General features: G+C 35.2%; 14 protein-coding genes, 2 pseudogenes and 1 riboswitch. Of the genes and pseudogenes, 9 read left to right on the top strand and 7 right to left on the bottom strand.

From position 1 onward, the window contains the following. The first annotated feature begins 53 nt into the window (after nt 1–53). Complete coding sequence (locus tag ACFQZ9_RS01925; protein ID WP_498942072.1) at nt 54–617, top strand: GNAT family N-acetyltransferase; 564 nt, start codon at nt 54–56, stop codon at nt 615–617. A gap of 408 nt (nt 618–1,025) precedes the next feature. On the opposite strand, the gene ACFQZ9_RS01920 is transcribed toward ACFQZ9_RS01925, so the two are convergent. Further along, nucleotides 1,026–1,436 (bottom strand): hypothetical protein, encoded by a 411-nt coding sequence (locus ACFQZ9_RS01920; RefSeq protein ID WP_498942070.1) that lies wholly within the window; start codon nt 1,434–1,436, stop codon nt 1,026–1,028. A gap of 507 nt (nt 1,437–1,943) precedes the next feature. Further along, nucleotides 1,944–2,044, top strand: a riboswitch (TPP riboswitch). 55 nt (nt 2,045–2,099) lie between these two features. Here ACFQZ9_RS01920 and thiH point away from each other — a divergent pair. Continuing rightward, nucleotides 2,100–3,182 carry a ThiH family protein gene (gene thiH, locus ACFQZ9_RS01915; RefSeq protein ID WP_498942068.1) on the top strand — a complete coding sequence of 361 codons (1,083 nt, stop codon included), beginning with the start codon at nt 2,100–2,102 and terminating at the stop codon, nt 3,180–3,182. A gap of 1,274 nt (nt 3,183–4,456) precedes the next feature. Here thiH and ACFQZ9_RS01910 read toward each other — a convergent pair. Then, nucleotides 4,457–5,563, bottom strand: a complete 1,107-nt coding sequence (locus ACFQZ9_RS01910) for a GerAB/ArcD/ProY family transporter (RefSeq protein WP_498942066.1) — start codon at nt 5,561–5,563, stop codon at nt 4,457–4,459. 622 nt (nt 5,564–6,185) lie between these two features. Between ACFQZ9_RS01910 and mobQ the strand changes: the two are divergent. Both mobQ and ACFQZ9_RS01900 read left to right on the top strand, forming a co-directional pair. Further along, nucleotides 6,186–6,881, top strand: a pseudogene (gene mobQ / locus ACFQZ9_RS01905) (MobQ family relaxase); the annotation flags it as partial. Nucleotides 6,882–6,884: 3 nt separating this feature from the next. Next, nucleotides 6,885–7,463 carry a hypothetical protein gene (locus tag ACFQZ9_RS01900; RefSeq protein ID WP_498942587.1) on the top strand — a complete coding sequence of 193 codons (579 nt, stop codon included), beginning with the start codon at nt 6,885–6,887 and terminating at the stop codon, nt 7,461–7,463. Between the two features lie 1,233 nt (nt 7,464–8,696). On the opposite strand, the gene ACFQZ9_RS01895 is transcribed toward ACFQZ9_RS01900, so the two are convergent. The 3 genes and pseudogenes from ACFQZ9_RS01895 to ACFQZ9_RS01885 form a co-directional block, all read right to left on the bottom strand. Beyond that, nucleotides 8,697–9,218, bottom strand: coding sequence for a DUF3920 family protein (locus tag ACFQZ9_RS01895; RefSeq protein ID WP_198312140.1), 522 nt, complete (start codon nt 9,216–9,218; stop codon nt 8,697–8,699). Between the two features lie 659 nt (nt 9,219–9,877). Beyond that, the gene (locus tag ACFQZ9_RS01890) at nt 9,878–10,153 is read right to left on the bottom strand and encodes a tyrosine-type recombinase/integrase (RefSeq protein ID WP_498942063.1); all 276 of its coding nucleotides are present in this window, start codon (nt 10,151–10,153) and stop codon (nt 9,878–9,880) included. Nucleotides 10,154–10,456: 303 nt separating this feature from the next. Further along, nucleotides 10,457–10,572, bottom strand: a pseudogene (locus tag ACFQZ9_RS01885) (SET domain-containing protein-lysine N-methyltransferase); the annotation flags it as partial. A gap of 128 nt (nt 10,573–10,700) precedes the next feature. Here ACFQZ9_RS01885 and ACFQZ9_RS01880 point away from each other — a divergent pair. Beyond that, nucleotides 10,701–10,910, top strand: a complete 210-nt coding sequence (locus ACFQZ9_RS01880) for a hypothetical protein (RefSeq protein ID WP_026576733.1) — start codon at nt 10,701–10,703, stop codon at nt 10,908–10,910. Between the two features lie 359 nt (nt 10,911–11,269). Here ACFQZ9_RS01880 and ACFQZ9_RS01875 read toward each other — a convergent pair whose 3' ends face one another. Then, on the bottom strand, nt 11,270–12,625 hold the full coding sequence (locus tag ACFQZ9_RS01875; protein ID WP_498942061.1) for a sigma-54 interaction domain-containing protein: 1,356 nt from the start codon (nt 12,623–12,625) through the stop codon (nt 11,270–11,272). A 257-nt stretch (nt 12,626–12,882) separates the two neighbouring features. Here ACFQZ9_RS01875 and ahlS point away from each other — a divergent pair, with 257 nt between their 5' ends. From ahlS to ACFQZ9_RS01855, 4 genes are all read left to right on the top strand, one after another. Continuing rightward, on the top strand, nt 12,883–13,731 hold the full coding sequence (gene ahlS, locus ACFQZ9_RS01870; protein ID WP_498942060.1) for an N-acyl homoserine lactonase family protein: 849 nt from the start codon (nt 12,883–12,885) through the stop codon (nt 13,729–13,731). Between the two features lie 14 nt (nt 13,732–13,745). After that, nucleotides 13,746–14,870, top strand: coding sequence for a zinc-dependent alcohol dehydrogenase family protein (locus ACFQZ9_RS01865; protein ID WP_498942058.1), 1,125 nt, complete (start codon nt 13,746–13,748; stop codon nt 14,868–14,870). Nucleotides 14,871–14,900: 30 nt separating this feature from the next. Further along, the gene (locus tag ACFQZ9_RS01860; RefSeq protein WP_498942586.1) at nt 14,901–16,340 is read left to right on the top strand and encodes an NAD-dependent succinate-semialdehyde dehydrogenase; all 1,440 of its coding nucleotides are present in this window, start codon (nt 14,901–14,903) and stop codon (nt 16,338–16,340) included. Nucleotides 16,341–17,230: 890 nt separating this feature from the next. Next, a complete protein-coding gene (locus ACFQZ9_RS01855) occupies nt 17,231–18,238 on the top strand; it encodes an LCP family protein (RefSeq protein ID WP_498942056.1) in 1,008 nt (335 codons plus the stop codon). Nucleotides 18,239–18,731: 493 nt separating this feature from the next. Here ACFQZ9_RS01855 and ACFQZ9_RS01850 read toward each other — a convergent pair whose 3' ends face one another. Further along, the gene (locus tag ACFQZ9_RS01850) at nt 18,732–19,562 is read right to left on the bottom strand and encodes a carbonic anhydrase (protein WP_498942054.1); all 831 of its coding nucleotides are present in this window, start codon (nt 19,560–19,562) and stop codon (nt 18,732–18,734) included. Nucleotides 19,563–21,907 lie beyond the last annotated feature (2,345 nt).

Genomic DNA, 21,907 nt, shown 5'->3' with positions numbered 1-21,907 from the left:
ATGAAGGTAACTGGTATGGGATTTCGGAATAGTGCTATATAAGGAGTGGAATTATGAACTTACAATATGAAGTTATTTCAGAAGAAAAAATAGAATGTTGTCGTGATTTGTGCAATGAACTCATGTCCTTTCAAAAGTCAAAAGCTCAAATTAAACCAGAGTTGTTTAACAGCATGAATTTTGACACACGGATGGTACCATCAATTAAAAGCGCATTACATAATTATATTGTGGTAGTGAAAGATATGGATAAAAATAAAGAAGCAGTGGCTTATGTGTATTCAAATATCTCTCCTAAAGAAGCGTATTCAAATGATTTTGCGACTTTTTTTGATCTTTCATCTGTTAAAGGAAAAAACGTAGGTTGCTTATCCCAATTTTACATTAAGGAAGGGTACAGACAATACGGAATTGGATCTAAACTTTTCAACATGTCAATGGAGTGGTTAAATACATTTGATGATATAGAAGATTATTTTATCTACGTCTCAAACGGTAATGAAAATGCCTTGGAATTCTATAAGCGTAAAGGGTTTACGGTAAGTCATGACATATTAGAAGGTTTTATCACTGTTTTAAGAAGTAATAAACAACTTCAAGATAAGAAAGCCGTTTAATTTAAGGCTTTAAAAAATGATTGTGTTGCTTATAACCCAAATAAAGATTTAATAGGCTTATATCTCACCGGGGGACCATGGGGATGGTTCTTGTGGTTGGGGGTAACCCGCAATTAAACCATGGGAAACAATCCCTTTAAAGCATTAAGAAAAGCTGCCACAATGCCAGCTAGTTCTACAACTCTTGTACCCATTCGTTCAACAAAATGTTTTATTTTGACTGTTTTAATAAGAATGTTGATTTAAAGGGATTTAAAAAAAAGCGAGAAAATAAAGGAATATAGTGAAAATTCAATAATAAATTGATACATCTTGTGCAATTCCTTTACAGCTTATTAAAGACTACCACAACAAAAATAACACCATACCCCCAGAAAAATCGCCTTCATTTTTTATTTTTTCAAAATTCTAGCCTATGCTAATATGATGGAGATGGTTGAAGGAAACGTAAACAATCTCTTTATCGTAAATCAATGAAATAATATCATTATTTACATCATATAAAACTCCTTCTATTTTTACTGGTCCATCACTGTTTATTTTGACCCATTTGAGTATTTGCGTTTCTAACAGATTTAGTAAATTATTAGCTTTATTGTACCCAATATCTTCTGGAGATACGAGATTGAATTCCTTGGTATTCTCTGTCACACTTTCTATGTGATCGTTATTATAGTAAACAACCCCATCTTTTTCCGTGAGTAGGACAAGATGATCATCAGAAACATCTAACAACCTTCCAACCCCTGCTTCTTGAAAACCTTGATCAACTTTGACCATTTTACCTATAAATGACTTCATCCTGCCTAAAAACACCAATAGATTTTCCCCTCTCCATGAAACAAGCTTTTTTTTATTTATATGGATACTGCATGGGGATTGTACTAATAAAAAAGCCTCTTTTGTGGGAAGAAGATATGTGATGTCTATATTCCACCAAACTGCCCCGTTCAAAGTACCTTGGAAAAATTACTACCTTGGTCAAAAACACTTTCAATCATTTGTATAAATTTTAAAAACTTACCTATATAATAACGTGTTCCCTATCTGGTTTTACAGGTGGGGATTGTTTTAACTCCTCTACATTACAAAAGTAATTAGAGGAGTTTATTTATTGGTAAAGAGTAGACAATGATTGGTAAATTCTTTGTCAAGGAATGGTTCAAAAGATGGCAGAGGTGGTAAATTCCTTTGGTCGTAATCAAATCTCATCTAAACACAAAGTTCATCCATCACATAGGTTCAATATATGTCCTATGTGATGTATATCATATTTATTATGGAATTCTTTTGATAAACTTGATTTATAAAAACAAATAACATTTGATAGAAAGCTAGGGGTGCCCTTATTGGGCTGAGAGGAGCAATCCAACCCTTTGAACCTGATTTGGATTAGTACCAACGTAGGGAAGCTAAACACGCTAGTGCAGCTTACCTATTTTTTTTGGGTAAGCTTTTTTATATTTCAAGGAGGATAGAACAATGAGCTATTACAAAAAATATTATGAGGAAAAGAACTTACCTTTTGAGGACTATTTTTCATCACTAACTTATGAAGATGTAAAGCACGTCATAAATAAAACAACGTTAAACGAGTTGGATTTTTTAACGTTATTGTCGCCTGCAGCAGAGCCTTTTTTAGAAGATATAGGGCAAAAGGCTCAACAAGTAACTGTTCAACATTTTGGGAAAGTTATGCAGTTGTTTGCCCCTCTCTATATATCCGATTTCTGCGTCAATCAGTGCGTGTATTGCAGTTACAGCATAAACAATGATTTTTCTCGAAAAAAACTTACCTTGTCTGAAATTGAAGCAGAGGCACAGGCACTAGCTAAAACAGGAATTGAACACTTGCTTATTTTAACTGGGGAATCAAGGTTACATGCCTCTATTGAATATCTTAAAGAAAGTATCACGATTTTAAAGAAATATTTTTCCTCCCTTTCAATTGAGATACACCCTCTGGAAACAGAAGAATACCGGGAATTGATTCAATGTGGCATAACCGGACTCACTATTCATCAGGAGGTATACAACGAAGATATATATAAGCAAATTCATGTGAAAGGTCCAAAACGAAACTATTTATATCGGTTGGATACGCCGGAACGGGGTTGCAAAGCAGGAATGAGCAAGGTTACTATCGGTGCGCTCTTAGGAATGGATGACTGGAGGAAAGAAGTGTTTTTTACCGGTATTCATGCTGCTTACTTGAAAAATAACTATTCAGAAACGGAAATCGGAATTGGATTTCCAAGAATGCGCCCTCATTTGGGGGATTTTCAGCCAAAAACAAATGTTACAGACAAAAATTTACTTCAAGCCATGCTGGCAATGCGTTTGTTTTTGCCAGAAGCAGATATTATCCTTTCTACAAGAGAGCAGTCGGAACTTCGTGACCATCTTATTAGTTTGGGCGTTACTAAAATGTCTGCAGCTTCCTCAACTGCTGTTGGTGGTTATGTTAACAAAGAGACCAGCCACAGTCAGTTTGAAATTTCCGATACACGAAGTGTTGACGAAATAAAAGATATGTTGCATCGTAACGACTATCAAATCCGATGAAGGCAATTAAGAATTTTATCTTACTAGCCAGTGTAACTCATGCTCTTAAAAGGCTGCCAGCTTTTAATCTGGCTATTGTGTTCTATATTGTTACTAAAGTGATTTTGGGGTGACAATTGTGGTTTGGATTAGCCTCTTAATACTGTTTCTTCTTCCTATGTTGATGGTCGTTGTCATTCGAGCAACTACGAAACATGATTGTTGTAGTAGTGGTATTCTGCGAAAAAAACGTAAAATTAAAAAGTGGGATTCCACCAATACACAAGATTTGTAAATTTAAAGAAGAATTACATTTTATGTTTGTTTTATTGTTTTAAAAAAGTAGATGAAAAGAAGGTAATTGGGTAACATTTCAATTATAATGTTACTCTTTTTTAAAAAAAATAAAAAAGCAAAAAGATAGATCTGTATGAGTATAAAACCAGAACTGGGTAATTTCGAATAAGAGATTTTTCGCTTGAAGTTTATCTGGACAAGACTACACCTGAGCTTATGAGACTGTCAACTTTTGAGCTACTTAGTTTGCTAAAGTACGCCAGAGCTGAAAGAGTATCTCTCTATCATTATTTAAATGTGTTCTACAAAGCTCGAAAGCTCGGTCAAACAGAGGACTATATAGTAAACGAAGAAAAGAAAGCGGGAAAGAATATGAAAAAATCACTCGGAAAATGTTTGTTCTCGAAAATATTCTTCGCCAGCGGTTGGGATATGTTCCCCATCGCATCACAGACGACTATTTGGCAAGGTATTTGGAGGAAATGAAGAAAGGCAAGCATAAACCTATGATTATACGTCAAAAAAGAAGAGATGAAGTCAAAAGTGGCAGTTGAATTTCTAACTCTTTAAAGTAGTTAGAAGGAAAAATCACTTTTTTTATAAAGAAGTTAGAGGAATCAATAAACTTGCAATCAAAAAAGAAATATTGAATCTTGGGATTGTATTAAAAGAACTAAACAAAATGTGTACTCTAAAAGGGGAGGTTTCCCGGATATTTTGATGATAGATGTTACTCATAAATGTGTTTAAAAAGTTTAGGCAGCGATGGTAACCGAAGGTCTTCGTGAGTTTCGACGTCAGTTCAACTCATCCGTTACACTCCCTTATCTACTTTCAGGCTTCAAAGTTAGGAAATATCGGACGCCATGTTAGATTTGCAAATGCAAATTAGACATCGAATTGGGGTACGAGTTGAATGTTTATTTACTTTTAAATCACAAAACTATAATTTCCTATGCAAAACAGCCATTAGCAATATAAATGGCTGTTTTTTCAATTTATATTTTTGTCAGATTTTTCTTCCTATTTCGAATGAATGCGATAACTAGTAAGATGCTTGGAATGATAATTTGAAAAGGCAAATTTACATAGGCTGTTGCAAATTCAAGTCCTTCTTTAACAAACTCAGCAAACGTCGATGCCATGGTTATGGATGCAAACAGAACAATCAATCCAATTGGAAACGTCAGCTTTTCCTTTTTTTTAAACTGAAATAGATCTGCTGTACCTGCTACTGCAGCATAAAAAAACAGTGATATTTTAAAAAAACCGCCAATTATTAGGTAGAGCAAAAAAAGAACATCCAGCCGTTCAATAAAATTTGCCAGTTGTATTCTTGAAACGGTGGTTAACAATGGAAAGTTTGAGCGGGTATAAAGTTCTGGACCAATGGTTGAAATCGTAATAATCACGGTAATGGTAATATTAATCCCACTTAAAATCATCCCGCCAATACAAACAAATTTTATTTTCTTTGGTTCATTCACAAACGGGTATATCATCGTGAAAATAAGTATTTCTCCAAAAGGATATGTAAGTGTTTCAGGAAGAAACGCCTTAAATATGGGTTTCCAGCCATTTTCAAGAATAGGCTTTAGAAGCTCAAAATGGATTAACCCGGAAAAAGTAACTAGTAGAAATCCTGATATGGCCATTAAATAAACAATGCCAAAATAAATCTGCCCGACTCTTGCGATTACTTCTAAACCTTTATGAATGCCATAAATGATGGTCAGAACCATCAATGCGTTGATGACAAATAACGGCGTATTTGTATAAACAGTCGTTACCAAGAGTTCCCCAAAATCTCGTAATACTCTTGCGGTAATATAGATAAAATAGGTGATATAGAATAAGGCGATAATCCGGCCCGGCCATTTTCCGGCAATTTTTTGTATATAGCTGGTTAGAATTAATTCGGGATAAAAAAGAAACAGACGATAGTGAATAAAGAAGACGATTAAACCACCCGCTAACCCTAATAAAATGGCAATCCATGCATCCTGTTTTGCATTTGCTCCAAGACCAAAGAGGATTGAACTCCCCATTTCAAATAAAAATACTAGTACGAAAAGCTGGGATGCGCTTATTTTAATCTTATCCATTTACTACATTTCCCCTTTGCTTTGGGTTATTTTGTTCTTCTCCAAAGCACTTTTTCTTCTTTATTGTACTAATTGCTTCTTAGACTCCCTCTGAATATTTTTTCAACCAGTTAATCAATTTAATTATCAAATTGATAGAAATAAAATACTTTCTCCATTTTGCAGTTTTTTTGTTTCTCTTTAACAGAATAAATAAAATTAAAACAATATCCGTCTAATTTAGAAAGCACCTCAAATATTTACCCTAATATTTGGTAGGGTGTCAAATATCCACCAAATTATACAAATCGCATACAGTATAAACATTTTAAAAGTACAGTCCAAATTGAACTGAATTTGTAGTAAAGAGAATGGTTTTGGGGAAATTGTGAAATCCTTGTGAAGAAAAAAACACTGAATAGATGGAAAGGGGAAAATTACTTTTGATGAGAATGAAATATTTTGGCGTGCAGTTGGAGGTTTTGCAAAAAAAGGAAGAACAGAGATTTTATAATAAAATCCAATAATTACAATGTTATGACATATAACAGGAGTCAATGTTTTTGAATCGTTGGCTCCTTCTTTGAAGGAGCCAATCTCGTGAGGCGTCGAAAAAATTCGCTTCGCTCATGTCTTAAAAAGAATGTGCGGTGTAATGTCGATGGCTATCTATCATTTCTCAAATCAGATCATTTCAAGAAAAAAACAGCAAAATACAATAGCTGCTGCAGCTTACCGTTCTGGTGAAAGATTGATAGATGAAAGAACAAATGAGGAAAAGTTCTATAAAAGAAAAGTGAAGCCAATCACTCATATTCTTGCGCCACGCCATGCACCTCAATGGGTTTATGATCGCCAAAGACTCTGGAATGAAGTGGAGTTAAAGGAAAAACAATGGAATGCTCAACTTGCACGTGAAATAAATGTTGCATTACCAAAAGAGCTATCGAAAGAAGAACAGGAGAACTTAGCCCTTGATTTTTGTAAGGACATTTTTGTAAACGATGGAATGGTTGCTGACTTATCCATCCACCGAGATAATGAGGAAAACCCACACTTTCATGTGATGTTAACTATTCGTCCCTTTAATGAAGATGGGACCTAGGGAAATAAGCAAGTGAAGGTAAAAGAATTAGTGGATGGTAAGCAACAGGCTAAAGCATTGCATACAACTGATTGGAATACGAAAGTGAAGCTTGTTTATTGGAGAGAACAGTGGGCAAATTATGCAAATCACTATTTAGAGAAGAATGGATTTTCTGAACGAATTACTCACTTATCAAATAAAGATAGAGGGATTGAAACACTGCCAACTATCCATGAGGGATTTGTTGCACGGCAGATGCAAAAAAATGGGAGAGAATCTGACAGGATCCAAATGAATCAGTCGCGGAAAGAATACAACAAAACGGTTATTGAACTCCAAGAAGCAAAGAAAGAAAAACAAAGGAAAGAGAGAGCAGAAAAGTTTGTACGTCGCTTTACTCCTTTAGAAAAAAGGCAACTGCGTGAAACAGCCAAATATTTAAGAATGTTTGTAAACCATGAAAATATTAACATCAGGAAATTGCAATTGGAAAAATGGCAATCTCGTATTGAATTTCAAAAAAATTCAATTGATAAGTATAAAAAATTAAGTCGAATCGAAAAAGAAACAGATATCTTAAATCAAGCCGAATTTATATTAGAAACTGAAGCTAATCGATTTCTGGATAAATATTATCCAAATTTAAATAAAAGTGAGTTAACAAAGAATCAGAAAATAGAAGTTGTTGACATAACTGTTTCGCAAAATAAATTGTTGAACACTAATGACATTGAAACAGTATGTCGTGAATTAGAGAGAAACCAGATCGAAAAAGATCTAAATATTTTATTAAATAATCGACCTAAATTCGTTTTAGCATGCAACAGGAAATGAAAAATGCTGGGATGAAATTTGAACAATTAAGACTAAAAAGTGGAATTAATTTTGCTGATCCATCTTCCATAAAAAATGCTTCTGAGAAAGACCTAAATCAATTACAATTTTTATTGAAACAAAAACAAATCTCTAGAATTGATGGATCGTCTTTATGATTATAGGATTAGTGAAATGTATCCTAATTGGGAGGGAAGAAAATATTTAACCATAGAAGTTTGTGATGGCAGAAGAGTTTTATGGAAAAAACCTTTCTCCTGAGGATTTCTCTAACCCACCAAGGTAATTTTCAAAGGATGAACAAAAGGAGATTATCACTTATTTGTATTACATTCAAAACAATAAAATTGGATCAAATAGTGATGATCAGAATTATCAATATTTACAAAACAAATATCCTGATTTTCAGTTGCAAAATCAATCTTATAAACAAATGTTTTATTATGAATGCATGAGATATAAGGATGAAATTGGCCAAGATACAATAGATCAACTTTAAAGTATATTTTATGTTCAACCATACAATAATGTCGATGAAATACAACCGGATGGTTTTAGTACTGCCATACTATATTCTAAACTCGTTTCTTCCATCAAACGAATGGTTCCTAACTAACGGCAATATTGATTATTTTTTTGAATTGTTGACAATCTAAATAGTTCTTTAAAGTATATTTATTCATTAATTAAAAACATTGATGGGAAAAGGTGAATATAAAACAATTTTAGTTGCTTAATACTTCCGCAATTTCAAACTAGCTTAATTGAATAAGTAATTTGGCTAATTAAAATGTTGCCTTTATCATAATTGAAGAAATTAAAAAGCCAGGCTCACCTGGCTTAGTCACAATGGTAATGAGGTACGAAACATACTGTTTGAAGGTCATTATTTGTATATATAATACTGCGTATGTGGAGTTTGGTCTTGGATATTTGCCTATTTCATAAAAATATGGTCTTAAGACGTTTCGCAGGTGCTTTCGTAGTAAAGAAGAAAGTACCTTCAACTATGATAGATGCCCCCCTATTTGACCTTTTATTTTCATAGAAAAAAGACCTTGGAGCCTGCGGTTTGAATAAATCCAGTAAATAACAATCCTAAAATGGAAGAGATACAAAATGTATCTACTTATAAATTAATTAGCCTATTAATTCCTTAGCATAGGAAAAATCAGCTTAGCTCACATTTTGTTTTTTTGTTTTACATATTTAATAAAAAGGACAAGGCCTACTCTAATAACCTAATACTTTTTTTAGTTCCTTTTTTTGAACTAACCATAAGTCGATATTTTTATATGGATCTGATGTTAGATATTCATTTGTTTTTTCTTTTGCAAATTGAAAGGCGTCAATTTCTGTAATTCGTTCTTGATAAGGTAATTTTTTATCACTTTGGAAATGTAGTCTAAAATCTGGATCTAAATCTTGCATAACATGGCGAAATTCATGAAATAGAGTCTCGATTAATGGTCTATATTCACTGAAGCGAAAAATAAATATAATATTTAATTCTCTCCAATAAATACCTGATGCAAAACGTAAATATTCGTCTTCTTCATCCCCTAAGTCACTAATGATTTTATTTGCTTCACAAATAGAACAAAAAATAACAGGGATGCTAAAATATGAGTCTAAGTATTTAAAAATAATATTGGATAATGTTTTAATGTCCCAATAAAATTCATCATCCAACACATACCAATTTCTATATTGGTGATAAATAATGTGTTTTTGTAGAACTTGACTTAAAGACACGTATAAAACCTCCAATACGTTTTTGTCAATCGTTTTAAAAAACTTTATTATTCATTTATTTACAAAAATTATAAAATCCAAACACGATGCTTAAAGAAATAAATTCCCTCTAAATTCTTTTCCACAATTTGTACATTTGTTTTTAATGTGGTGGATTAACATTTTCAATGGTAACGCTGATACTAATGTTTCTAAAAAAATGTAAATATGTCGAACCAGTTTGGAAACATTTTATGCTTAAGTCTCTATTTATATTATTTTTAAAAATACTTTTTATAGCTTTGCGTATGGAAATAACCAACCTTCCTTTGATTAATTTAGCCGTAGAGATAAAGATGATAAAATAAAGTAAGCAAGGGATGAGGAAAACAACCTTTTTCAAGAAATAGCACGTTTTGATGATATTACCTTTATAGAGGATGAAGACCATTGTTATCTTACCCGATACATTCCACTTTAGTGTAATTGCATCAAAGTGGTTGTTTTTTACAATTACTGCTGTAATCTTAATATTCTCTAAAAAAAAATGGTGGAGTAAGCTTATTGCTTTAATTTTTGCCGTGGTAATTGATATTGTATTTATTATTTTATTTAACTCATAATAAAACTTATTTTCGCCATTTGTATGAAGAACTAAAAAAATTTACATCAAATATATATCAAATCGGTGATTGTCTTGCACCACGTATAATTGAGGAAGCAACTACTGAGGGACTAGAAACCGTCTTATGATTGCAATTGATGCGTTCTAAGTATATGTTGGTTGTGGAAACATCCGAATGGCCAGTCCGATCCTTAACTACTGCAAGAGGAACGTCGTTCTCAAGCAGAGGAATGACAAATGTATGACGGAACCAGTGAAAGGTTACGCTTAAATTTTTTCCTGCAAGTTGTACAGCTTCTTTCACAATTTTAAACAGGGCAGGGTAGGACAACCGTTTTTTATTAACTCTGGGCTCATTTTTATTGTATAATATTCGAAAAAGAGCGGGCTGGTATCCTGCATATTTATTTCAACTGTTTCGCCCGTATATTTTCGAAACTAAATAAAATATCTTTGGTTTTATCTCTTATAGGGATTGATCGAGGTTTATTCCCTTTACTAATGACATCTACAAATAAAAATCCTTTACAGTTATATCGAAAACTTCTCCAATTTAAGCTTAAAAGCTCACTTGCATGAAGCCCCGTGGTATAGAGTAGGTAACCAATCAGCAAATTCCTTTTCTCCATTTTTTAAAATTAATCTCATAAATTGTATTAGGTTTATAAGAGTGGTTAAAAAACATTCATAACCAAGAAGAATCGCAGAATGATTTATCCCATACTCAAAAGCGTAATCAGTGAGTATGGTTTATCTGTTTAATTGTGTTCCAGCTCATGTTATAATGAGTAACTTAGGATAATTAAAACTTTTGCTCATAATTGAACGGATGCCAAAAAAAGCCTCCGTGTAGCGATAAAATATAGAGGTGTAAGAGAATGAATAAACGATGGACAATCGGTAAAATTAAAGAATTTGTTGAGAACAATTCGGAAAGTAAGTTGCTAACGACGGAATATCTAGGTTTTTCTCAAAAGTTACTATTTAAATGTGCTTGTGGTAGCAATTTTGAAAAAACATTTACGAAATTTAAAAATAATAACCAACGTAAATGTGACGTGTGCCAACCGCCAAAAGCGTCACGCTAACGTTTAGCGAATAAACGAAGTGCCGATTTCTATTAAATAGAAGTTGGTGCTAAATACGAGGGACGATCTTCAATTAAAGGGCGCCTTAATTGAATAAAAGAAGAGCACATATTATGCATGACTAATATGTGCTTTCTTTATTTTAAAGAATTTTTATAATTTAGATAAAAAAGCATTCTTTCTGTCATTCCGTACATGTCGCTTCGACATTGAATGGACAGATAACCACGGCTCCCCTAAGTCATTGGACTTATCCGTTTTTGTTTTCGATAACGTAAAAAGTAGTCCTGTTACCAATGCCATTAAGCACCTTATTATCTGGTTAGTTACAAGTATAGATTAAAGAAGCCACTAATGCTTTACAGGTCGCGCTTCCACCTCTGCAGCTTTTTTACTAATGTGGAGTGGTCAATTCCTAGTGATTTGGCGGCCTGGCGCAGCGATGAATTGTTGGCAATCGCCTCGTTAATAATTCGTTTTTCTAGTTGTTCTAATCTACTTTTCAAATTCGATGACGATCCATTTTCCATCTGTTGAAGCTGAAAGGGTAAATGATAGGGTTCAATAGTTTGCTCAAGCACTGAAGTAACAAGATTCTCCATAATATTTTTTAGCTCCCTTACATTTCCAGGCCAGTGATACTGGATAAGGCAATGCTTGGCTTCAGGTGTTAAGACTTTTTGAATTTTATACCGTTGACAATAAGATTCAAAATAATGATCAGCCAGTAAAATAATATCTTCCTTGCGCTCACATAAGGGAGGTATACGCAGTTCAATCACCGAAATCCTGTAGTATAGATCTTCCCTAAACTTCCCTTGTCTAATTAAGTTCATGATATCCTGATTGGTGGCACCGATCACACGAATATTTACAGAAATGTCTGCAGTTCCTCCAATTCTCCGAATCTTTTTTTCTTGTAGCGCGCGCAGAAGTTTGACTTGCAGCTGGAAGGGCATCTCACCTATTTCATCAAGCATTATAGTCCCATTATTGGCCAATTCCAACAATCCGAGTTTTCCTTGGCGACTTGCTCCTGTGAAGGCACCCGCTTCATACCCGAAGAATTCAGACTCTAAAAGAGTCTCCGGGATTGCTCCACAATTGACTTTTATAAATGGTTGAGCCTTCCGATCGCTGAAATCGTGAATCAGGTTGGCAATCACCTCTTTCCCCACCCCAGAAGGTCCGGTTAACAAAACACTAGTGGGGAATGGAGCAATTTGGGTCACTTTTTCATAGATTTTTTTCATTCGGATATCGCGGAAAAGGAATTTATTTTCTTCTTCATCTGTTGTAAAGGTATATCGATAGTTTTGCATTTGTGAAAAAGTATTGGCTTTGCTTAAATCCTTTTGCAATGAATTTAGTTTGGTAACATCTCTTACACTCGTTACAACCATTTCAATGGTTCCATCCTCTGCAAAAACGGGATTTCCCGTTACAATTACTTCTTTTGTTTGAGCGATGGTTTGTAATAGAGAAATCTTTTTCTTTTCGCGAAGGACTTGAAGGGAAACAGATTGATCGATAAATTCGTCCTGAACTAAATTCTTCATATGTCTTCCAACAAGATCTTCACGGGAAAAACCGGTGATCTGTTCATAAGCTTGATTGACGAAAAGTGTGATTCCATTACGATCAACAACATAAATTCCATCCGTCGAGAATTCAAGAATGGCTAACATTTGTTTATTATTTAACGTTTGAACCATAAATCTTCACCCTCATACAAAATGTAGGTGGTGAAATTTTCATATAGTGCTGAATTTTTTCACCATAGGATTAGTATGATGTTTTAATGCTTTTTTGTAAACCCTTACGCAATATGTTGGTGAAATTATTCACCATTACAATCAATGAAAAACTAGTAAATTGGCGTCCTAATAGTATTTTAAAAGTTGGCATGATTCTTGCTTTTAAATAAGTGTAAAGAATTTTATTTGAATGAGAGAATACAAGGAGGTTTAACATGGCAAATATTATCACACCAAAACCGAAGCTTTATGTAATGGACAATGGCAGAATGAAAATGGATAAAAACTGGATGATTGCAATGCATAATCCAGCAACCACAGACAATCCAACAATGCCTTCTGAAATGGTAGAGTTCCCAATTTACACGGTCCTGATTGATCATCCGGAAGGGAAAATTTTATTTGATACCGCCTGTAACCCGAATTCCATGGGAGCAGAAGGTCGGTGGACAGAAACGACACAAAAAGCTTTCCCTTGGCAAGCTGGAGAAGAGTGTTACCTCCACCATCGTCTCGAACAATTAAGAGTTCGTCCAGAAGATATTAAATATGTCGTTGCTTCTCATTTGCATTTAGATCACGCCGGCTGTTTGGAAATGTTTACGAATGCAACGATTATTGTGCATGAAGATGAGTTCAACGGCACGCTTCAATCCTATGCCCGCCATCAAAAAGAAGGTGCCTATATTTGGGGTGATATTGATGCCTGGATTAAAAATCATTTGCAATGGCAAACCGTTAAACGGGATGAAGATTTCCTTGAACTTGCCTCCGGTATTCGTATCTTAAACTTTGGAAGCGGACATGCCTGGGGAATGCTTGGACTACATATAGATATGCCTGAAAAAGGTGGAATTATCTTAGCTTCAGACACAATCTATACAGCGGAAAGCTTTGGACCTCCAATTAAACCTCCGGGTATTATCTATGATTCTGTCGGTTATTCAAAAACCGTTGAGAGAATTCGCCGACTGGCAAAAGAAACAAACTCAGAGGTCTGGTTTGGCCATGATTCAAAGCAATTTGCCAAGTTTATCAAATCCACTGAGGGATATTACGAATAAAAGGAGAATAAGAGATGAAAATACGTGCAGCAGTACTTCATGAATTGGGGCTGCCTACCCCTTATGCAAAAAGTAAGCCTATCAAAATTGAAACTCTGGAACTGGATCCACCTGGACGTGGAGAAGTATTAGTGCAAATTAAGGCCGCTGGTCTTTGCCATTCAGATCTATCAGTGATTAATGGTAGTCGCCCCCGTCCAATGCCAATGGCATTGGGACATGAGGCAGCGGGCATCGTTGTTGAAGTCGGAGAAGGTGTCACAGACCTTCAACCAGGGGATCATGTTGTTTGTGCTTTCGTTCCAAGTTGCGGCCATTGTCTTCCTTGTCAGGAAGGACGTCCTGCGTTATGTGAACCAGGGGCTAAAACTAATACAGAGGGAACCTTGTTAAGCGGTGAACGGCGGATTCATTTAAATGAAGGAACTATTCATCACCATTTAGGTGTTTCTGCCTTTGCTGATCACGCAGTAGTTTCAAGAAATTCTCTCATCAAAGTCGACCCTGAGATTCCATTTGATAAGGTGGCTGTGTTCGGCTGTGCGGTTATTACAGGAGTAGGAGCGGTGGTCAATACAGCAAAAATTGAAATGGGAAGCACTGTGGCTATTATCGGGCTTGGTGGTGTTGGTCTAAGTGCGCTTCTTGGGGCCATCACTGCCGGAGCTAGCCGAATTGTCGCAGTAGATGTCAATGATGCAAAACTTGAGGAAGCACGTAAATTAGGTGCAACTGATACATTTAACTCAAAAGATCCTGAGGTTGTCTCCTTAATCCGTGAAGCAACAGGTGGCGGAGTTGATTATGCATTTGAAACAGCAGGTGTTGTCCCTGCTATGAACGTGGCATATGGCATTACGAAACGTGGAGGTACAACGGTTACAACAGGATTGCCACATCCTGATCATCACTTTTCTTTCCCGCAAGTTACCTTAACGGCGGAAGAGCGTACGCTTAAAGGATCTTATGTTGGAAGTTGTGTACCTGCTCGGGATATTCCACGGTTTATTGAATTATATAAGCAAGGCCGTCTTCCTGTCGATCAGTTATTAACAGACCGTTTATCGTTGGATGAGATTAACGAAGGCTTCGACCGGCTGGCTAAAGGGGAAGCTTCTCGATTGGTCGTTGTATTTTAGTTCTGCAAGAGAAGAAGGGCGGAAGCAATGTTGAAAAAATATCAGTTATTTATTGGCGGAGAATGGGTGGATAAAAAGGAAACTTTTGATGTCATCAATCCAGCAACGGAAGAAATAATTGCACAGGTGCCCAATGCGACACATGAAGAAATGAGACTTGCCGTTGAAGCGGCTGTACGTGTCCAACCGGAATGGGCAGACAAGGTTGCGTCTGAACGTGCAAATATCCTTTTGAAAGCTGCGAAATTGATGAGCTCACGAACCGATGAGCTTGCTCGAATTATGACGCTAGAAGAAGGAAAACCGCTTGGTGAAGCACGCGGAGAAATCGCGTATGCTATTTCTTTTTTGGAATGGTTTGCTGAAGAAGCTAAACGTGTCTATGGGGATACCATCCCCTCGAACTCTAAGGATAAAAGGATTTTGGTACTCAAGCGTCCTGTTGGTGTGACAGCAGCAATCACTCCATGGAACTTTCCAGCAGCGATGATTACAAGGAAAATTGGACCGGCACTCGCGGCGGGCTGTACCATGATTGTCAAGCCATCTGAATTGACGCCATTATCTGCATTAGAAATTGCCAGCATTTTTGAAGAAGCAGGTCTTCCCAAAGGGGTCCTATCCATCGTCACAGGAACAGATCCTGCTGAGCTGACTCAGGTATTAATGGAAGATACACGCGTTCGTAAAATATCCTTCACGGGATCAACAAGTGTTGGAAAGCTGTTAATGAGACAGGCTGCTGATACGATGAAACGGGTTTCCTTTGAGTTAGGGGGACATGCTCCATTTATTGTCTTTCCTGATGCTGATTTGGAGGAGGCAGTTTCCCATGCAGCATTGGCAAAAATGCGGGGAATGGGTGAAACATGCGTAGCGGCCAACCGCTTCTATGTACACCAGGAGATTCTTCCAGCCTTTACAGAGAAATTAATAGAACTTCTGGAAACCATGAAAGTAGGAAATGGTCTTGAAGAAGGAATTACAGTAGGTCCTCTGATTGAACCTTCTGCTGTACAAAAAGTTAAAGATCAGGTACAAGATGCGGTTTCGAAGGGTGCCAAACTCTTATTAGGAGGAGAATGCACAGGAATTGAAAAAGGATATTATTATCCACCGACAATTCTAGCAGGTGTTACGGAGAAGATGAAAATATCGAAAGAAGAGACATTCGGGCCCGTTGTCGCAATTCTTCCTTTTGAAACGGAAGAGGAAGTACTCTACAAAGCGAATGATACGCATTATGGATTAGCCGCTTATTTCTTTACACGAGATGTAGGCAGAATTTTTCGCCTCGCTGAGCGTTTAGAATTTGGCATTCTTGGTGCCAATGACGGTATGCCATCCGTTGCCCAAGCACCGTTCGGAGGCGTGAAGGAATCCGGTTTAGGCCGAGAAGGAAGTAAATATGGTATCGAGGAATATCTCGATATCAAATATTTATCACTTGGTGGTATTTCTGCAAAATAGTTTTTAAGAAGGGCTTATCCTAACAATTTTGTTTGCGATAAAGCTCCTCTTTTTTTATTTCAACGATGGTATGTCAGCTGTTGAACAGAAAAAAATCATTCAAGATTTCATGAATAATGGGATACGATACAAATCTTGAACTTTATTACTTTAATTGAGAAAAAATATATTGAATATGTAAGCGTTTGTAAATTTATATAAAAATAGGTTGGGTGGCAAGCGTGGCCATCATTGGTATCAAGAGTAGGATGGGGCTGATGCTAGGGTAAGGGCTAAAAGGCTCTTTTTATTTTGCCTTTTTTTAAGCTCAGTTATCGACGAAAAATGCACTCTTTAGAGTCCGTTGACAAAGCTTAAGCTTTATTAACTTATCCAAGTGTTAAAGGAAGGTATTCTTAATTTCCCCTTCCTAGCTCCAATTCTAAACTTCACACTAACAGGAATCGCTTTTTTAAGTAAATCATTTTCTCATTTTCGACATTCCATTCTTCTCCATAAAACCTTACTTTATTTTTAAAGGATCACACCCCTTTACTTTTTAAATATAAGTTATGACACCTTTAAACCCCTTATTTTAACTCTTGGTTTTCGGTATCAGTACTTACTAAGTTATAAAGCTATTTTATTTAGCGAACTTAAGTAGAGGTCCCTGTAATCTAATTGTTGTTTTTTATTAATAAAAATGTAAACAAGCTTTGATATAGTAAATACGATCAATTCCAAGGATAGCAATTTTCCCTAGTAAAAAGCCGGACTTCCTGTGATATGAGGAAAGCCGGCTTTTTAATTCCCTTATCAGGCTAAACAGTACACCGAATAAAACCAATTGAATGGATATCTTGGCCGTCTATACGGTGTTAAGTAACTCATACGTGAAAAGGAGATCATCTATGTCCGCAAATAGAGAAGACAGTGTAAATAATAAAAAAAGAAAAAGATTTTTGCCCTGGATCCTCTTGCCTATCCTAGTCATTGGATTAAGCAGTGTTGTCTATGCCGCATTCCTTTATAGCAAGGCACAATCGGTTATGAATAGTTCATATAAACCGATTGAACGGGATTCCAAACGAGTATTTAAAAATGTTCCAGTTGAAAACACTTCGATTCTTTTTATTGGAATCGATAACAGTCAAAAAAGGAAAGAAGAAAATCCGCGGTCAGACGCTTTGCTGCTCGCCACATTTAATAAAAAAGATAAATCCATTAAACTTCTGAGCATCCCACGTGATTCCTATGTTCATATTCCTGAAAAGAATATTTACACGAAAATCACACATGCACATGCATATGGAGGCGTAAGGCTTACCCTCGATACTGTCGAAGGATTGCTCGATATCCCGATTAATTATTATGTAGAAATGAACTTTAATGCTTTTATGGATGTCATTAACGCCCTTGGCGGAATTAATGTCAATGTTCCTTATACCTTTACGGAACAGGATTCTCAGGACCACCAGGGAGCGATTACCTTACAAAAAGGAATGCGGCATGTGAACGGAGAACAAGCACTGGCTTTTGCAAGAACAAGACATTATGATAGCGATATTTATCGTGGAAAACGACAACAGGAAATTATGAAAGCTATTCTAGCCAAAGCTACTTCCGTAAAATCAGTATCTAACTATTCAAAGATAATCGAAGCGGTTGGTAAGAATATGACATCAGATTTAACCTTTGATCAAATGTTATCGTATGTTAATTATTTAACAGCAGGTACCGGCTTAAATTACGAATCCCTGACATTGAAAGGTTCCAACGCAAGCATTAATGGAGTTTATTATTATAAGTTAGATCAAGCATCATTGGACAAAACAAAGTTAATCCTGAAAAATCATCTTCTTGGAAAAACGACTTCAAGTGGAACACCATCTACAAATGAATCATCTTCCAATAATTAAAAGAAAGAACCCGGCTGTGAGAATCAGCCGGGATTTTTTGAAATTAAAAGGGGGTACTACATTGCACTAAGGGCATAAATCAACAATACGACATGTGCTTAAGCCTGCTTAGTTTAATAGTTATAGGGAGTAATATTTTTATGAAAAAACATTATAAAAGAAATGGACAAAGATGGAATTTAATGGAGTTACTAAAAGGCCGCTTTTTTTATTTGTAAAAAAAGAAACCCCAACAATATTGATGGAGCTTGGAAAAAGGGGGTTCCGATAAACTATACTGTTTTAAGGTACAAACCTTACATTTTTATTATGTTCAAATGCGTTAGAAAATATACGATGAAATCCAACTATTCCATACTCATTATGAAAAAGGATGTAGATGAGAGTGGCTGAACAGAGATGCTGTTTTAATATATAATTGCATAAATTTATCAACATATTGTTATTAATTTTGTTGTTCTATTTGCTGATCTTGTAGCTATTAGTTAAATTGTTATTGTACTGCCCAATTACTCGTTTGAATTTCACGTTCATACAGAGGTTGTACAGGACGATGATTATCCTGGAAGATTTTACCGAAAGCATTGATTTGTGCTTTGGACATCTCAATTGGTTGCTCTAATACTACCCACTCAACTTTTTCAGAACAAGGAGGTGTTGTTAGCGAGCCATTATATTGAAATGCTTTCCTACTCTTCGGCAGCAGGCTTGTCAAATTAATCGGTTGAATTAATTTGATCTCCTCTTTGGTTTCTTTTTTTGGCAGCTTGCCCCAAATCTCTGCCAGAGATTTGTTCTTGCTTCCTTCTTTGATCATAATGCCGAGTACCGCTAGCTTGTTATTTTTATCTTGATGCACCAGATGGATCTCCATTTCAAAGTTTTTCCCATTAAACTGGTGCTCGCTTGGCTGGTGGAAATGAAATTGAGCAAGTTTGTATTCTGTTCCTTCCACTACTATGCTGTTATTTATTTCAGATGTATTGGCCTGTACAGTATGACCGTTATTCTTGAAAGTAAATACCGTTGGTTGGTAAGTGTTTCTGACATCATCCAATGCGTGATTTGGTTGAACCTCAGATATTTCAATATTAATAGGTGATTGTTCCTTGCCATTGACACATTCAGAGTATAACGTATCTAATTTCCCCCAATTTTGTGGACTTGTTTCTCCTTCATATGACCACTGAGTAGAGTGATTGTTCTCTGCTTCTAAAGCTTCCTCTTCTTTTGGTTCAGATGTTTCCTTCGTTTGACCTGAGCAACCGCCCAGTGAAAAACTTAAAGATCCAGCTAAAAATGCATAAAAAAGTTTCTTTTTCATAATTAGTAATTATCTCCTTTTTAATTTTGATATAATCCAAGAAATCAAGTCTTAGTTATTAATAAAATCTTACCTGTAAGTTTTTTCTCGTCACGATCCAAACGTAGCAGGCTATTAACTTTCCAAGTCATAAATGTTAAATTTATGAAAAAAAGATTGTATTAGGTTTTTTTAGGATATCAGCGGCACTATATAAGTGATCATTGGTTGTATTAAAACTGCCTTCTATAGAGTAGTTTTTTTCCTAATGAAAAGAACCCCCAATAAGGAGTTCTTTTCATCTAGCAATTTATCTATAACATTAGGGTATTTCAATTATACCAATATTAACCAATGAAAAAAGAGGAAAATGTACTAGTATTTTCTAGGTAAAATAACTTGAATTTTGATTCTGTAGAAAATCTACTATCCAAGGTTTTAAGGAAATGAAATTGCAAAAGTTTAAAGAAAAGACATAAAGAAGTACAGGACGGAAGCATAAATGTAACAAAACATTCACGAGGAGTATTTATAAAAATGCAGAATTACTCTGTATTCTCCGAAAAGTTGTTGATTTATAAAAAAACAATTATAGCTTTATTTGCATGTTTGGATTTGTAATAGGTATTGCATTAACTTGCTTGTACGATATGCGGTTATATACAAATAAAAATACAAAAGGCCCCCCTGGTATGGGAGCCCTCATGTAGTAGTAACTTCTCAGAAATAGAAAAGTTATTTATAATTATACAATTCGTTGCAACAAAATGCAATTGCTGATTTTCTGACTACATTAGGATAATCACATGAAAATACTAATTCCTTGGTGGCTTTTATTTATAAAATGAAAAGAACTCCCGATTAGGAGTCCATTTCATATAGTGTTTATCTATAGTATTACGGTTTTAAAAAAAATACCAATATCAACTTATTTTAAAAAGAGGAAAAGGAACTAAGGGTTGTTAGTCCATTTTATTTAAGAATTTATACGAATCTATTTGCCAAATCGAACGGCCTTTATCCCAAAAAACTGACGAATGAAAGTCCTTTTGGTTCAGCTCTTGAGAATTTAGATACGAATGTTGACATTGGTAAAATTTAATTTGAAGTTTGGAATTTTCCTGTTAAGACGTTAAACCTCCATGTTTTTCCATCTTTTGCTTTAAGCTTCAAGTTAATACGATTGTAATCAATTACTTTAATTGCTCCATGTTTTTCTGGAGTTTTATATTACTTATAAATGGTGTTCCAAGGTGTGGTGGTGGTCATGGGGCGGCTACTACAGGGAACATAGTAATCAATTCTGTCAACTAGGGTTTTTCCTTTCCATTGCCCAAGATACACGGACCCATATGTTTCGTAATATTCTATTATATAAATTAAAGAACGTAATTTATTATTTTGTGATGAAGCATAGCTTCATAGATGATGTGATGCTTCAATAGAGAAGGGTCGCTTTTCTTATTCAACAAACGGGCCAGTTTGTAGAAGATCGGCGATTCTAGTTAGAAAGCAATTGAAGTTGAATTTATAAACTGTTACCAGTAGTTTTGTAATAAAGTTTGATAAAAAGAAGCACCTAAACCTTTTATTAGACAGTAAACAAAAAGAATCTAATTAGATGAAATTCGGGTACAGGATATTTAATAAAGGGTGAACAATGTTTCAATATATCATTAGTTGTTTTCTAATTTTATAGAAAGTATTTACATCCTATTAGCCGGTTTTGTTCAATATGGCCTTGAAATGATCTGCAAATATCAGGCGCTATCCTGGAACAAGGATAAGCGCTCATTTTTCATTTTACGGCTATTATATGGAATATGTAGATGCATAAAAATTCTACTTTTTATCGTCTGACAAGCTTCTTTAGAAGCCGAAAATCTTGATATATCAACGAAGTATAAAATCATGCATAGTCGATAAACGGCAATCCCTTATGTATGGGATTGCTGTTTTTGCTAACTTCATATTTACGATTAACTGATAATGAATTAGATACGCAGTTAGTATTTTTCTTTAACCTTTATCGTAAGATATCACAGGTCCAAAGATTTATAAAATAATTTCCAATTTAGGAAATTATTACCTTAAAATCACGAAACAAATAAATTAAACTAATAGCTACGTAAGAAGAGATTCATTGTGCATTGCTTACTGATCCCACCCACCACAAACCATATTTATCCAGTGGTGACAGCGTAGCGTACCTAACTAATGTAAGAGTTTCGCATATTTATAAAATAATGTTAATCAGAGTGTCAAAAAATATTTTTGACACCCCACCAACGGGTAAAACCGTTGATATATCAATATTTGTAGAGGGAGTTGATTTAATGACATTATCTCAAGGATTTTGACAATAC

It is taken from the genome of Neobacillus sp. GCM10027624 (genome assembly GCF_042675345.1).
In the GTDB taxonomy this organism is placed as follows: domain Bacteria; phylum Bacillota; class Bacilli; order Bacillales; family Cytobacillaceae; genus Neobacillus; species Neobacillus cucumis_D.
This window is presented reverse-complemented; position numbering and strand designations above follow the sequence as displayed.